Genomic DNA, 13,735 nt, shown 5'->3' with positions numbered 1-13,735 from the left:
ATTGAAAATAATGGGTGGGAATATTTAGAAGATGGAGGGTTCTAAAAACCTCTTGGTATTGAGACCTCCGCTATGATTTCATTTCTCCTGCGTTTTGACGCAACGCTGGTTATCTGCTGATGTCAGGCCAGATCTTGGATGCCACACAGGTAGCGGCTCCGAAGCAGCGCAATACCAATGCGGAGAAGACGGATCTGCGTGGAGGACGGATCCCCCAGGACTGGCAGGACAAGCCGTCAAAGCTGTCCCACAAGGACAGGCATGCGCGCTGGCCCTTGAAGTTCACGAAAGCGAAGCGACAGGAGGACGGGAGTATGCTGCGACAGATATGGCCATCCCGTTCTTTGGCTATAAATCGCACATCTCCATCGACCGGAAATTTCGGCTGATCCGCAAATGGAAGACGACAGATGCAGCCGCCAGCGAGGGCGCGCGATTGAGAGAGGGTCTGCTTGATAAAAGTAATACAGCCTCAATGGTCTGGGCAGACACAACCTACCGCTCAAAAGTCAATGAAGACTTCATGGAAAAGGAGGCCTTTGTCTCGAAGGTTCACAGGGAAAAGCCGCATCTCAATGCCTATGCCACGCCATGTCCAGAGATCCAACGCAGGAAAGTCCGTTATCCGGTCGCGTGTCGAGCATGTTTTTGCCGATCAGAAATCGTAGACAGGACTGTTCATACGAACCGTAGGCATAACGCGAGCCACCATGAGGATCGGGCTGGCCAATATTATCTATAATATGCGTCGCTTTCTCCTTCTGGAGCGGATTAACGCGAGCGCGTAGCAACCCAGAGCATGAACACCTCACTCTGCTCAAAACCAGGAGTAAAAGTCAGAGCAGGGAAGCAGCAGTCAACACGCTAAAAACCTGAAATCAGACGCAAGAGAAGTCAATCAACGGTTTTTCGATCCCTCCACATTTTCCATCAAATAAAAAAAATTTTTAATGGGTTCATCATTTACTTTCCAGAAATCCAATTCTCCAAATTTATTTTTTTTTGTTAATAACAATGTGATAACAACAGGCGTCTCGTCTATATCTTTGGTTTCACATGTAGATACAGCATGTACTGGGGAGTATATCGTACAGTAATCTGCTCGTATAGAACCCATCTCTTGGTTAACGACCCATACAAATTGATTACTACTCACATCCATACTCATCGGCATGGATGAGTATAGTATTTTGCAAAAATACAGTTCATAATTGTTAATTATTCTCATTTATCTTCCCAATATTAAAAGTTCCATCTTTAATCTTATATAAATTATACTGCAACCTAGAGGGTTCGAAGAACTGTTCATTGTTTGTTCTTTTTTTCTGATTTCAGATTTTTGGCGTGTTGATTTCTGGCTCATGGACCTGATTGTCACTCTGTGTTTTGAGCAGAGAGAGGGTCTCATACCCTGGATTGCTACGCGGCGGCGTTAATCCGCTCCAGAAGGAGAAAGCGGCGCATATTATAGACGATATTGGCCAGCCCGATCCTCATGGTGGCTCGCACGGTGCCTACGGTTCAGACGAACAGCCTCGTCCGTGATTTCTGATCCGCAAAGGCATGTAAGCCTGTGCCCCCTCGTTCAGTTCTATAAATTAATAAATCCTGACGTTAATGATGTGGTGGTTTGACTGCCACAACGTCAATTTCTACCAACCAACCGGGTCTGGATAGTTGCGCCACCCCAAAAGCCGACCTGACCGGCAGGTTAGGCTGCTCTCTCGTGCCAAAAAATTTTGTGTAGCCTTGCATCATGCCCTCAAAATCCATTTTTTTGGTCTGCGCATCTGCAACCATAAAAACATGCATCTGCACCACATCCCCCATACCCAGCCCCATATCTTTGAGAATATCCTTAATCCGCTTCAGGCTCTCTTCCGTCTGGGTTGCCATGGAACCATAGGCCTCCACACTTTTGGCAGGAGCAGCAAGATTTGTTATGGGCGCACCAATACCGCTGACATAAACAGTTGAGTATCCTGCGGGCACCTCAATGGCGGAGGCAATGGGGTATGCGGCCTCATTATGCCGGACAACGCCACCTTGCGCGCACGCGGGGAGGATGCCACCCATTACAACAAGAGCCGTTGTTACAAACAGGGTTTTAGCAACAAGAACTTTTAAAATATACATGACCTACTCCACCGCTTGTGTCAGGTTCTGGCGCATAAACGCAATATCTGCAGGGTTAAGAACGTATTTGTATTTATTACCAGAATGAGTGCGAATATACGCCACTACATCAACCACCTTCCGGTCATTCAGCAAGCCCGAAAATCACGGCATGCCACCTTAACTACTTCAGGATACTGCTTGCGGGTATATGGTCATTTACAAATGTGGGCATGCGGGCTCCCGCCCCTTCATGCAAGCATCCAACGTAAGAGGCATATCCCCTGCTCCACTGCAAAGGCTGTAACACCACTTTTGCATAAACCATTCCGGATAAACAACAAAGACAAAATCAGAGTATTTCTGCATCTTTGGCATAAGAGCACTGCCTGTTCGCTACAAACAGTAAATCGTGCTTTTCACAGGTCAGGTTCTATTGGCGATGGTCGGAGATCACGGTCGCGTTGAATGAACGACGCCCTCGCAATGCAAATACGCGTTTATACTGTGGCAGCATGCCCTTTGCGGGCAAAGGATGAGCGTATTCCCATAAGCTGGCGATATTTGACAACAGTGCGCCGTGATACACTGAACCCCTGCTGCTCCAGAACTTCGACCAGAGCGCTGTCAGAAAGAGGGTTATCTGGTTTTTCTTCCCGCACAAGTCTGCGCAGGCAGGCTCTGGCGGCCGCCGCGGCCCGTGGCGGGGCCTGCCCGTGGCGGCCCACCCCGGCTGTAAAAAAGAAGCGTAACGGCAGAACACCATCTGGTGTGGACATGTATTTGTCCGCCACAAGCCGGCTGACCGTACTTTCATGCACCTGCATGTCCTGTGCGATCTGAAACATGGTAAGCGGATGCAATGCCTCTACACCCCGGTTTAAAAAATCGGGCTGACGGGCCAGAATTTTCTGCCCTAGCAGAACAAGGCTTTTGCGCCTTTTGGCAACAACATTCAAAAGCCAGCGTGCATTGGTCATCCAGTCCTTGACCTGCTCTTTTTCACGCACGCTCATGCTCGTGGAAAGCTGGCTCCGCAATTGCGTATTCAACGTCAGCCCCTGTGCCGGGTCTGCATACGCAAACACATGCCATGCGCCCTGTTCGTCCTGTTCAACGCGCAGTTCGGCACGGCGCAGCAGGGCTGGTTCCACAGCCTGCCTGCAATAAGGGTATGGTTCCAGACGTTGCAGGGTCAGGAGCATCTGCTCCAGTTCCTGCACACTCACGCCACAGAGCGTTGCCAACCCGGCCCGGTCCCCTTTGACCAGACGGTTAAGGTTAGCCAGCAATCTGGTAAATGCCTCGCTTAACAGCCCTTCATCATCAAGCTGTACGGCAAAACATTCGGCAACAGAAAAAGCCCCGACCCCCACCGGCTCCAGCCTGAGCAGGTATTGCCGTGCCTCTTCCGCGCAGGCCCGCACAACGCCACGGCTCTGGCAGAATGTATCCAGCACGGTGGAGGATAAGCGGCCGTATTCATCTACTTCTTCCAGCAACAGCGCCGCCAAACGGCAAAGCCATGCGGGTCTGACGGAAAGTGCGATCTGGCGAAGCATCTGCTCCTCAACCGACACATCAGCCGAGGCCAGCCACTCGGCCGCATCCTGAGTAGAGGCCGCACCAGACTGGCCCGGACGGCCCACGCCCCGATCACACTCCCAGTCTGGCAGTTCTAAAAAAGGGTTCTGCTCCACCTGCTGGACGATATAAGCATCCATATCCGCTTGTGGCAGACGCAACAGCCGGAGCGCCTCGCGCATTCTGGGTGTTACGGCAACACCCTGTTTGTGGCGGACTTTTTGCTCCAGAACCGTGCGCATGGCGCAGACTCAGCTCCTGGTATGTGGCACGGGGGCCATGCCCTCCGCCCGCCGGAGTGCCGCTTTATCCCACAGAAAAACGCCAGCCCATAACGCCAGAAATACTGCCAGAATAATACTGCCCAAAAGTGGGAAATGCTCCGCAAGGCCAGAGGCCATCTGCACAAGGGCAGACCTTGCGGTACCATCTTCCCCCAGCCCGGCCACATATTCCGTAGCTCCAACCCCAACGGCTGCCAGAGCAGATATGCTGGTAATGGCCAGATTATAAATCTGGCGGCGGGTGCGCGTATGTGCGCTCCAGCCATAGGCGCGCATCATCAGCACCGCATCCAGCGTGTCTATGGCAGACATGCCTGCGGTAAACAGCAACGGGAACATAAGAATACCCACAAGCCCCAACCCCTGTGCGCTCTGGGCCGCAGCCAAACCCAGCAGGCCGACCTCGGTTGCGGTATCAAATCCCAGACCAAACAGGAAGCCCAGCGGGTACATCTGCCACGACCGCCCGATAAGCCGAAAAGCCGGCCCAAACAGGCGCGCCATCACTCCACCCGGGGGTGTATCGGGCATATCGCTCTTGTGCCGCAACGCATGCCATTGCCGCCAAGCCGCATACACATTGTACGCCGCCATAAGGAACAGAAAGGAGATGGAAACCGCCGAGCCAACACTCCCCCCCACAAGGTGCCAGCGCTCCAGCCAGTCATGCGTCGGCAATACTGCCAGAAAGAGCACGGCAAGACACACAACCGAGGAATGCCCCAGAGAAAAGAACAGCCCCACCCCCAAGGGAGAGCGCCCGGCCACCATAAGCTTGCGGGTAACAAGGTCGATAGCCACAATGTGGTCCGCATCCATGGCGTGGCGCAGGCCAAACACCCATGCCAACAAAGCGGATGCCAGGAGCGTGGCATTCCCCCCAAAACAGAACCATGCCGCCACCCAGGCCAGCACGTTAAAAAACAGCAAAGCCGCCAGAAGCCTGTAACCCTGCATGGAGCGGGCTACCATGCCAAAGGAACTTAAAGCCGGAACAGATGGGTTTTGCCGCATATTAGCAAATCCTTGGCAATTGCTCGCCTGATGGCATGGTTAAAACCCGTGCACCACCAAACTCATTAACAACATGAACCGCCCCCTGCCCGCTGGCACTGGCTTGCAACGTGCCAATAATGGCAGCATTGCGCCCCAGCGGGTGGCTTTGCATGGCGGCAAGTGCGTGCTCCGCATGGCATGCGGGAACAACGGCCACCAGTTTGCCCTCATTGGCCAGAAACAACGGGTCCAGCCCCAGAATTTCACACACCCCTTCCACTTCGGGGTGCACTGGTAAAGCGGCCTCATTCACCGTCACCAGCACGTTGCTGGCCTCTGCCAGTTCGCTCAGCACCCCGGCAACGCCACCGCGCGTGGCATCCCGCATGCAGTGCACACCGGGGACAGCACGCAAAAGGGTATCCACCAGCGTGTTCAGGGGTGCGCAATCACTTTGCAGGTGCGTCTGAAGGGCCAGATCCCCACGTGCGCACAATATGGCGGCCCCATGGTCCCCCAATGTACCATTGACCAGCACCACATCCCCCGGCTGCCCTGCGGCAATGCTTATGGTGTGTTCGGGCCGAATAACCCCGACCCCGCTTGTGGTTACAAACAGCCCATCGCAGGCATGGCGGGGCACAACCTTGGTATCCCCCGTAACAATACGCACACCAGCCTGCGCTGCACTCCGGGCCATGGCCTCCACCACCCGGCGGAGCAGGGCAAGCTCCAGCCCTTCTGCCAGCACAAATGCAGCCGACAGGGCAACAGGAGTAGCACCACCCACAGCCAGATCGTTAACCGTGCCGCACACGGCCAATGTTCCAATATTCCCACCGGGAAATTCCAGTGGTTCCACCACAAAAGCATCTGTTGTGAATGCCAGCCTGTCCCCCGCCTGCGCCAGTGTGGTCAGGTCCAGCCGGGCCTGATCTTCCTGCACTGCTGGCGGGCCTTGAGTGAAGGCTGCCAGAAAAACCTCATCAATTAAGGAGCGCATGGCGCTGCCGCCACCACCATGTGCAAGCGTAATGCGGCCATCTGCACCAACTCCAGTTAGAGTGCCGGGCATTATGCAGCCTCCCCTACGCCATGATATTCGTAATACGCTGCGCAAGCCCCTTCGGAGGAAACCATAAGCGCACCGGATGGATGGTCGGGCGAACAGGCCCGCCCGAACGCCTGACATTGCGGGGGTTTGATCCGCCCTGTCAGCACATCCCCGCAACGGCATTGCTCCTGATCCGCCAGATGGTGGGGGAGCACGGCAAAGCGTTTTTCCGCATCGAAACGGCTCCACTCAGCCCGCAATTGTAGGCCGGACCCTGCAATCTGGCCAAGACCACGCCATTCGCATGCTTCCCGGACCTCATAAACCCGCGCAATGGCGGCCATGGCAGCCGGGTTCCCCTGTGCGGCCACCACGCGTGCGTACTGGTTTTCCACCCGGGCATCCCCCGCCTCAATCTGGAGGAGCACCATCAGGAGGGATTGCAGGATATCCAGCGGCTCAAAGCCCGCCACGACCAACGGACGTTTGAACTCCTGTGCAATAAAGGCATAAGGCTCTGTGCCGATCACCATGGAAACATGGCCGGGACCAATAAACCCATCTACAGCAAAGTCGGGTTGTTCCAGCAGCGCGCGCAGGGTGGGGATAATGGTGATGTGCTGGCACAGAATAGAAAAATTGCTGATTTTTTCTGCACCAGCTCGCAAAACAGTCAGGGCGGTGGATGGCGCTGTGGTTTCAAACCCCAAAGCAAAAAATACGACCTGCCGCTCCGGGTTGGCCCGTGCCAGAGCCAGCGCATCCAGCGGGGAATACACCATACGCACATCGGCCCCTGCGGCTCGAGCCTGTAACAGGCTGCCACTGCCACCGGGCACACGCATGGCATCGCCAAATGTGGTCAGGATCACACCGGGCTTGTGCGCAATGGCTATGGCATCTTCAATGCGCCCTTTGGGCAGAACACACACCGGGCAGCCCGGACCATGGGCAAACTCGATATTGGCAGGCAACCGCCGGTCCAGCCCGTAACGGAAAATCGTATGCGTGTGCCCGCCGCACACCTCCATCACCGTAACAGGGCGCTTGCGGGTACGCCCGATACGCTCGGCGACAAGACTGATCTGCGCCAGAAGTGCTTCCGCCAGATGCGGGTTGCGGAACTCCTTTACAAACTGCATGGCTCAGGCCCGCGCGCTGTTACGCATGGTGTCCAGCTCCCCTGCCAGTTCGTCCATGCTGGCAAGCAGCCGCAGGGTTTCCTGCGCTTCTGCCTCGTCTATCCGGCTCATGGCAAAGCCTACATGCACAAGCACCCATGTCCCCACAAGCTCGGCCAGCGGTTTGCCCGGTTCTGCAACACACAGCACATCCACCTGCCTGCGCACGCCAGATACGTCCACCTCGGCCAGCATGGCCTGTTCATCCACAATTGCCGTTATGCGGCCGGGAATACCAAGACACATTTCAGGAATTTCCCTTCTGTAAACTCTGTTTTCCCGCATCGGGAACAATGCCGTAGCGCTCAAGCTTGGCCCGCAGCCCCACGCGGGAGAGGCCCAGTTCACGCGCGGTCAGGCTTTTGTTCCAGCCACACCGGGCTATGGTTTCCATCAGCACATCGGCTTCCAGCGCGTCCATGCGTTCCTGCAAGGTGCCGCTGTCATGCACAGTTGGTTCAGCGGCAAGTGGTGCCTGTGGTGTGACCGTAACGGGCCCCACCCCCATAAGCATGGGGGAAAGCAGGTCCAGCCCCAGACAGTCACTTTCCGCCAGCACCAGCATGCGCAAGATTTCGTTTTGCAGTTCACGCACATTGCCGGGCCAGGCATAGCGCACCAGCACGTCCATAACGCCGGGTGCAAAACCGCGCACATGCCGCCCGTGCCGTGCGCAGGCGGCGTCCAGCAGGTGCTGTGCCAGAACATGAATATCCGCAGGCCGGCTCCGAAGCGGGGGGATGCTCAGCACCATGCCTGTAAGGCGGAAATACAGATCCTCCCGGAACCGCCCTGCCCGTACCTCTGCCCGCAGGTCCCGGTGTGTTGCGGCCAGTACACGCACATCCACACGCGTTGTCTCGTTTGTGCCAAGGGGGCGGAACTCGCCTTCTTGCAAAAAACGAAGGATCTTGACCTGAAATGCGGGAGAAATATCCCCGATCTCATCCAAAAAAAGCGTTCCACCGTCAGCCTCTTCCACAAGACCCCGGCGATTTGCATGTGCTCCGGTAAACGCGCCTTTACGGTGGCCGAACAGTTCGGATTCCAGCAGGTCATCCGGTATCGCCCCGCAGTTGACGGCAACAAATGCCCCGGCACTACGCTGGCTGGCGTAATGTACTGCCCGAGCCAGTAGTTCCTTGCCTGTTCCGGTTTCGCCTTCAATCAGCACCGGAATGTCAAACACCGCTGTTTTGGCGGCCTGCCGGCAAACATCGCACATCGGGCTGGCTGGGCTGCGGATGATGGAGTCAAAATGGTAGCTGCCTGCCACCCGCTCCCGCTGCTGGCGCAAACGCCCTTCCACTACAGGTGGCGCCAGCCTGAGTTCGAGCGAAAGACGCTCGTATTCCCGCTGCATGGCAAAAAGCTGTGTGGCATTCCGTGCGGCCAGCAAAAGCTGGTCCGGGTGCCACGGCTTGGTAATATACTGGTAGATACCAGCCTGATTAATGGCGTCTATCATGTCGTCCGGTTCGGTGTAGCCGGTTACGATCATCCGCACGATGTCAGGCCAGCGGGCGCGCACTTCTGCCAGAAACTCCACACCACTCATGCCCGGCATACGCTGGTCGCAAAAAATGGCGTGGACCCAGTTGTTCTCCAGCAATGCGCGGGCCTGCTCCACGCTGGTTGCGCTCAGAACCTCAAAGTCCTCACGCAGAATACGAGCAATAACCTCCACGGAGCGCGGTTCATCATCAACAACCAGAATGCAGGCAGGTGCTACCACTTTTTGCTTACTCCGCTGCGCGCAGCATGTCCGCGCGGGCCTGCGCCTGCGCGGCCAGCCCGTCCAGCAGGGCGCGACGCTCATCCTTCAGCCAGTCCAGCCATTGGGGCATACCCTGCCCGTTGCGGGTGGAAACATGCAGGATACGCGCAGCAGGCGCTACGCGCTTTACGTTACTTTCCAGCGCTGCAACATCGACATCCAGATACGGCAGCAGGTCGGTCTTGGTCAGCAGGACCATATCCGCTTTTTCAAAAATATCCGGGTATTTAAGGGGTTTATCCTCCCCCTCCGTTACGGAAAGCAGCGTGACCCGCCGTTTCTCCCCAAGGTCAAATGCCGCCGGACAGACCAGATTGCCTACATTCTCGATAAACAGAATACCGCCCATGCTCATCCCAAGGTGTTCTGCCGCATGGCCCACCATATGGGCATCCAGGTGGCAGCCCTTGCCGGTATTGACCTGAATGGCAGGGGTGCCGGTCGCCCGGATGCGCTCTGCATCATTACTGGTCTGCTGGTCGCCCTCAATCACCGAGCACGCAATGGTGCCTGCCAGCGTTTTAAGTGTTTCAACCAGCAACGTGGTTTTGCCAGCCCCCGGGCCTGCCAGCAGGTTAAGGGCGAGGTTGCCATTCTGTGCAAAACAGGCGCGGTTACTGGCGGCATAGGTATCGTTTTTGGAAAGGATATTCCGCTCGATTTCCACCATCCGTGCCTGAGACAGCCCCGGCGCATGCGAGCGTGCAGGACCACTGCCATAGTCCAGACTGCCGTTGTCATGCGCGCCGTCATGCGGGTGCGGGTGATCGTGAGCGTGCTCATGTTCATGCGGGTGGGCATGGTCATGGTGGTGGTGCGCACCGTGGGGATGGGCGTGGTTCTCCCCTTCAAACGTTGCGCCATCGCCGCTACAGCCACATGTTGTACACATCAGATTACCTCCATGTCTTTCAGCCTTATGTCCGTCCCGCCTGAAGGTTGCAGGCGCACACCCCCACATAGGGGGCATGGGTCCAGACGGTTTTCGAGCACCACAGTCTGCCCGCAGTCAAAGCACCATGCGCTACCGGGCACATCCACAAAGTCCAGCCTTGCGCCTTCGGCCACTGTGCCGCGCGCCACAACCTCAAAGCCAAAGCGCATGGCGGGCAGTTCCACCCCGGCAAAACGCCCCACTTCCACCCTGACGCACGTGACCTTTATAAACCCCTCCTGCCGTGCGCTCTCCTCAATCACGCCCAGCAGGCTTTCACATAAGGACATTTCATGCATGGTGCGCTGCCTCCACCGTAACAGGCACGCAAGGGTTAAGCGCAGCCAGAACACACTCGACCGACAACTTAGCGCAGCCGGGCCGCAGGCGGGAGATGGCCTGCCGGAAAAGCCCCCCTTCTGCCATATGCCAGAACGTGGGTGAGAGGATCTGATAATCTGTGACCAGTCCGTTACGCACCTGCACGGCATGGACCAGTATGCCACGCGCGGCCCGGGCCACCCCAAATCCGGCTCCCATGCTGGCCAAAAAGGGGTTCACACGCGCAAACATGCCCCCCACGTGCCCTTCCAGACAGGCCAGAAACTCCAGCAACCGGGCCACCAGCCGTGCAAAAGGCGTGACCTCTCCCGCTTCAGCCAGAGCCTGCATAACGGGGTAGTGTGCATAATCGGGCCAGATGCTGGCATCATACGCCATGGCGGGAACAGGTTGCCCCTGCTCATGCGCAAGCCGGGCCTGCACAGCCTGTGGGGTTAGCCCTGCCATGCCCACCGCCGCCCCCACGCCTTGCAGAGCACTGCGGCAACGATTGAGCAGCCGAGGCAGAAAAGCACCGTTTTCCGTCTGCCCAGTGGCAAGCCATGCTTCAAACGCCTGAGCGTTCATGTGCGCCAGACTTACGTTTGTGCCTGTCAACTCGCCTGCAATGGCGCGCCCTGCCTGCCGGTCCTGCAAAACCCGGCACAGGCTCTCGCGCTGTGGGGGCAGGTTCAGTTGGGCGGGAAGAGTTACCAGCAGGGCCAAGGCGTGATCCTGCAAAATTTCATCCTGCATGCGGGTATGGTCCGGCATTGCGTGCCCGGCCAGCCCCATGGCCCGTGCGCTTGCCGCCATATGGGCGACCCGGCACAAGCCAAAAACCCGGCCGATTAACGCCAGAGCCTGCTCTGGCGGCAAACCAGCACATAAAAGCCCGGCATCAACCACATTATGTGTCTGCACCTGCCAGGGCTGCCCGGCCTGCTCGCCACGCAGGAGAATTGTGCCAATCATACCTAATCCCCCGCCCTTTTGGCTGACTGACCAACCAGAAGGCTCCTGCGGCCCATATCCGGCGTTTCTGCCGGTTGCCCGACCTGCGGAACGGATGCTGCGGTTTGGGCGGTGCCGGGCTGCGGGTGGAGTGCAGGGTCCAGCAAGCCGCGCACGGCAGCCTGCGCCGTATCAACCGCTTGCAGCATGGTGGTAAAATTGAACATGGGTGAAAACAGCGAACACGCCCAGTAACCCGGAAGTGCGCCTTCCCCTCCATCACGCAAGGCCGCAGTAAACTCGTAGGCTCCGGAGGGGAACTCCAGCAGTTTTTTATGTCCCGAAACCACGCCAGACCAATCCGTACCCGCAGCGGGGAGCACGATCAGGTTCATAAACCACGGTGTGACCAATGCCCCGACCAACTGCCCTTCGAACGAACAGAACCCTACCGCCTTAACGTTAAGCGCTTCGTTTACAAACGGCAGGCCCCGCATTTTGCTGGCATAAATATCTGCAAACACATCTTCCAACGCACGGGCAAAGCCGCTGGCCGGGTCTGGCGTGTGTTTGGGTTCCTCCTGCGTAAGGGCGGCATTACTGGCGGCTACCTCCCCCGCAGGCACGGACGGCACGGGGGATGCCGACACCACCATAAACTGCTCTTTTGCGCCATCGCATGTAGGACAGCGCCAGTAATCCGGCAGGCTGGAAAACGGTGTATGCGGGGGCACCTGCCATACTTCGCACCCTTCTGCGGGGTCATACACACTCCAGCAGATCTTGCATTCCATAACCGCATCATCCGCCAGACGTGCGGTATCCCCCAAATAAGACCCCTCAAACCGTGGGGTGAGGCTGCTCATGCCTGCCCTCCCTGCGGGCTGGCACTTTCCTCTTGCAGCACGGCGCATATTTCGCGCAGGCGGGTGGCAGAATCTGCAATATCCTCGATCGCGGCGCAGGCCACTTCGGGCACGGCAGACACTTCTATCGTGTCCAGAATAAGCGTATCCATGGAATTAAAATAACGCACACGCCAGACATGGGGCGTTGCTGTTGCCTCTATCCGGCAGTTGCCATACCCGCGAGAGAGAATGGTCAACCGCCCCCGGCCCAGACTGGTTTCCAGCAGGGCCATATCCTCCGGCGTATGGGGTAGCAGGCTCAGGTTGACAACATGGGGGCTGTTCTGGGGCTTCCAGTTTTCGCTCCGGTCAAACAGTTCGGTCAAAATAGCGGGAGCGTTCACAACCCCATCTGCCACACCCGCCGCCATATCGGGGCGGGCACGCCTGAGCGGAAACGCACGCGCCAGAAGTGCCTTGGGAAAAGCCGAGACCTCCACCTGTTCACGCACATCCTGCCCCGGCGGACCACCATAGGCACGCAGGGACCATATGCCTGCAAAAACCGTTTCCTGCACCTCTACCAGCCCTGCGGTGTCTTCCAGCCTAGCGGAGACTTCCCCCTCCCCCAGAGCATCATTTACCGCGGCACCAGCGGCCGGGCTCAGGTTGTGCCTGGGCAGCATGCGGGCATCTCCCTCCCGCCATGCCTGCGCCTGTTTTTGCAGGTCGCCCAGAAAGGCAAGCGTTGCCACCATGGTAGCCGGGTCATCAATCTCGGGCACATGGGGTTCGTACACATGAACGCCCGATGGCATGGCCAGATAGTTCAGTTCCTCATCTTCCTGCCCGATCTGCGAACCCGGACCAAACCCGACGGGGGGGAACATAAAAGATGCGCTCATACCACCGGCTCCCCGTCTGCTGTTGTGGAGGGAGCAAAAAGTGCCCCAAACCTGCTGACATAGGTATCCCAGTCGCGCATGCGCGCAATGCTGGCTTTGACCTGCCTGTTTTCCAGCACCACCAATGCGGGGAGGGAAAGATCGCCCTCATTCCGCACCAGTTCGGCCTCCAGCGCGGCATCTGCCACAGCGCCACTGATCGGTTGCGCGCTCCGCAAATGGGTCGCCCCCAACTGCAACAGGTCCGGCAAAATGGCTGCAAGGTCTGGGGTTTCCAGATGTATTCTGGCGTGGCTGGGTAGCAACAGCAGCACATAGCCTGCCTGTGCCTGCTCCAGCGTGTGCAAAACGGGCATACCGTGCCGGGTTGTTAACCCCTGCACCAGAGGAAGTTCTAGAACGGACATTTTTACTCAGGCCTCCGTAAGCCCTGCATCGAATGCAGCCTGAAGGTGGGGGGGAAGGCGCGGTGGCGCATTGCACAGGTCTGCAAACCCGTGGGTTACAATTTGCTGGGCAGCCCCGGCATCCACTGGCGCCGCGGCCAGTGTGGCTAGAGCCTGAAGGGCATCTTGCAGTTTGCAGGCCTCATCCGGCTCCATGCGTGCACGTGCCATGCCCATAAAAACCAGCACATAGTCCCCTTCCTGCACATGGGGCACCAGTATGGTATCAACCTGCTCCTGCCGGGCGGACTGCTGCTGGCCGGGGGGAGGTTCAGCCACGCAAAGCGCAAAGCTCCCTTCGCAACGCAGCACTTTCATGGGGATGCCAAGGCACAT

At 57.5% G+C, this 13,735-nt stretch carries 15 protein-coding genes and 2 pseudogenes; 1 reads left to right on the top strand and 16 read right to left on the bottom strand.

All coding sequences use genetic code 11. The features are described 5' to 3' along the window. Nucleotides 1-98: 98 nt before the first annotated feature. Nucleotides 99-788 (top strand): annotated as a pseudogene (locus ACSYTG_RS05330) (transposase); the annotation flags it as partial. Nucleotides 789-898: 110 nt separating this feature from the next. Here ACSYTG_RS05330 and ACSYTG_RS05325 read toward each other — a convergent pair. The 16 genes and pseudogenes from ACSYTG_RS05325 to ACSYTG_RS05250 form a co-directional block, all read right to left on the bottom strand. Continuing rightward, on the bottom strand, nt 899-1,168 hold the full coding sequence (locus ACSYTG_RS05325) for a DUF6984 family protein (protein ID WP_491706460.1): 270 nt from the start codon (nt 1,166-1,168) through the stop codon (nt 899-901). Between the two features lie 251 nt (nt 1,169-1,419). Next, nucleotides 1,420-1,566 (bottom strand): annotated as a pseudogene (locus ACSYTG_RS05320) (IS5/IS1182 family transposase); the annotation flags it as partial. Between the two features lie 48 nt (nt 1,567-1,614). After that, nucleotides 1,615-2,136, bottom strand: a complete 522-nt coding sequence (locus tag ACSYTG_RS05315; RefSeq protein WP_489783987.1) for a RidA family protein — start codon at nt 2,134-2,136, stop codon at nt 1,615-1,617. 479 nt (nt 2,137-2,615) lie between these two features. Next, nucleotides 2,616-3,941: an RNA polymerase factor sigma-54 gene (locus tag ACSYTG_RS05310; RefSeq protein ID WP_489783986.1), complete on the bottom strand. Its 1,326-nt coding sequence runs from the start codon at nt 3,939-3,941 to the stop codon at nt 2,616-2,618. A 9-nt stretch (nt 3,942-3,950) separates the two neighbouring features. Next, a complete protein-coding gene (locus tag ACSYTG_RS05305) occupies nt 3,951-4,997 on the bottom strand; it encodes a HoxN/HupN/NixA family nickel/cobalt transporter (RefSeq protein ID WP_489783985.1) in 1,047 nt (348 codons plus the stop codon). 1 nt (nt 4,998) lies between these two features. After that, the gene (gene hypE / locus ACSYTG_RS05300) at nt 4,999-6,054 is read right to left on the bottom strand and encodes a hydrogenase expression/formation protein HypE (RefSeq protein ID WP_415420326.1); all 1,056 of its coding nucleotides are present in this window, start codon (nt 6,052-6,054) and stop codon (nt 4,999-5,001) included. Beyond that, nucleotides 6,054-7,175, bottom strand: a complete 1,122-nt coding sequence (gene hypD, locus ACSYTG_RS05295; RefSeq protein WP_489783984.1) for a hydrogenase formation protein HypD — start codon at nt 7,173-7,175, stop codon at nt 6,054-6,056. Before hypD ends, hypE begins: the two co-directional genes overlap by 1 nt. 3 nt (nt 7,176-7,178) lie before the next feature. Next, on the bottom strand, nt 7,179-7,460 hold the full coding sequence (locus ACSYTG_RS05290; RefSeq protein WP_086646444.1) for a HypC/HybG/HupF family hydrogenase formation chaperone: 282 nt from the start codon (nt 7,458-7,460) through the stop codon (nt 7,179-7,181). Nucleotide 7,461: 1 nt separating this feature from the next. Further along, the gene (locus ACSYTG_RS05285) at nt 7,462-8,949 is read right to left on the bottom strand and encodes a sigma-54-dependent transcriptional regulator (protein ID WP_165925973.1); all 1,488 of its coding nucleotides are present in this window, start codon (nt 8,947-8,949) and stop codon (nt 7,462-7,464) included. Nucleotides 8,950-8,956: 7 nt separating this feature from the next. Then, complete coding sequence (hypB, locus tag ACSYTG_RS05280; protein ID WP_489783983.1) at nt 8,957-9,883, bottom strand: hydrogenase nickel incorporation protein HypB; 927 nt, start codon at nt 9,881-9,883, stop codon at nt 8,957-8,959. Continuing rightward, complete coding sequence (hypA, locus tag ACSYTG_RS05275) at nt 9,883-10,224, bottom strand: hydrogenase maturation nickel metallochaperone HypA (protein WP_489783982.1); 342 nt, start codon at nt 10,222-10,224, stop codon at nt 9,883-9,885. The genes hypB and hypA overlap by 1 nt, the downstream gene beginning before the upstream one ends. Next, nucleotides 10,217-11,221 (bottom strand): hypothetical protein, encoded by a 1,005-nt coding sequence (locus ACSYTG_RS05270; RefSeq protein WP_489783981.1) that lies wholly within the window; start codon nt 11,219-11,221, stop codon nt 10,217-10,219. The genes hypA and ACSYTG_RS05270 overlap by 8 nt, the downstream gene beginning before the upstream one ends. A gap of 2 nt (nt 11,222-11,223) precedes the next feature. Continuing rightward, nucleotides 11,224-12,066: a [NiFe]-hydrogenase assembly chaperone HybE gene (hybE, locus tag ACSYTG_RS05265; protein WP_489783980.1), complete on the bottom strand. Its 843-nt coding sequence runs from the start codon at nt 12,064-12,066 to the stop codon at nt 11,224-11,226. After that, on the bottom strand, nt 12,063-12,953 hold the full coding sequence (locus ACSYTG_RS05260; RefSeq protein WP_489783979.1) for a hydrogenase expression/formation protein: 891 nt from the start codon (nt 12,951-12,953) through the stop codon (nt 12,063-12,065). Before ACSYTG_RS05260 ends, hybE begins: the two co-directional genes overlap by 4 nt. Further along, the gene (locus ACSYTG_RS05255; RefSeq protein WP_489783978.1) at nt 12,950-13,360 is read right to left on the bottom strand and encodes a thioredoxin domain-containing protein; all 411 of its coding nucleotides are present in this window, start codon (nt 13,358-13,360) and stop codon (nt 12,950-12,952) included. Before ACSYTG_RS05255 ends, ACSYTG_RS05260 begins: the two co-directional genes overlap by 4 nt. Before the next feature lie 6 nt (nt 13,361-13,366). Continuing rightward, entirely contained in the window at nt 13,367-13,735 is a 369-nt protein-coding gene (locus tag ACSYTG_RS05250; RefSeq protein ID WP_278741045.1) for a HypC/HybG/HupF family hydrogenase formation chaperone, read from the bottom strand.

The organism is Acetobacter sp. ESL1128 (assembly GCF_058505085.1).
This window is presented reverse-complemented; position numbering and strand designations above follow the sequence as displayed.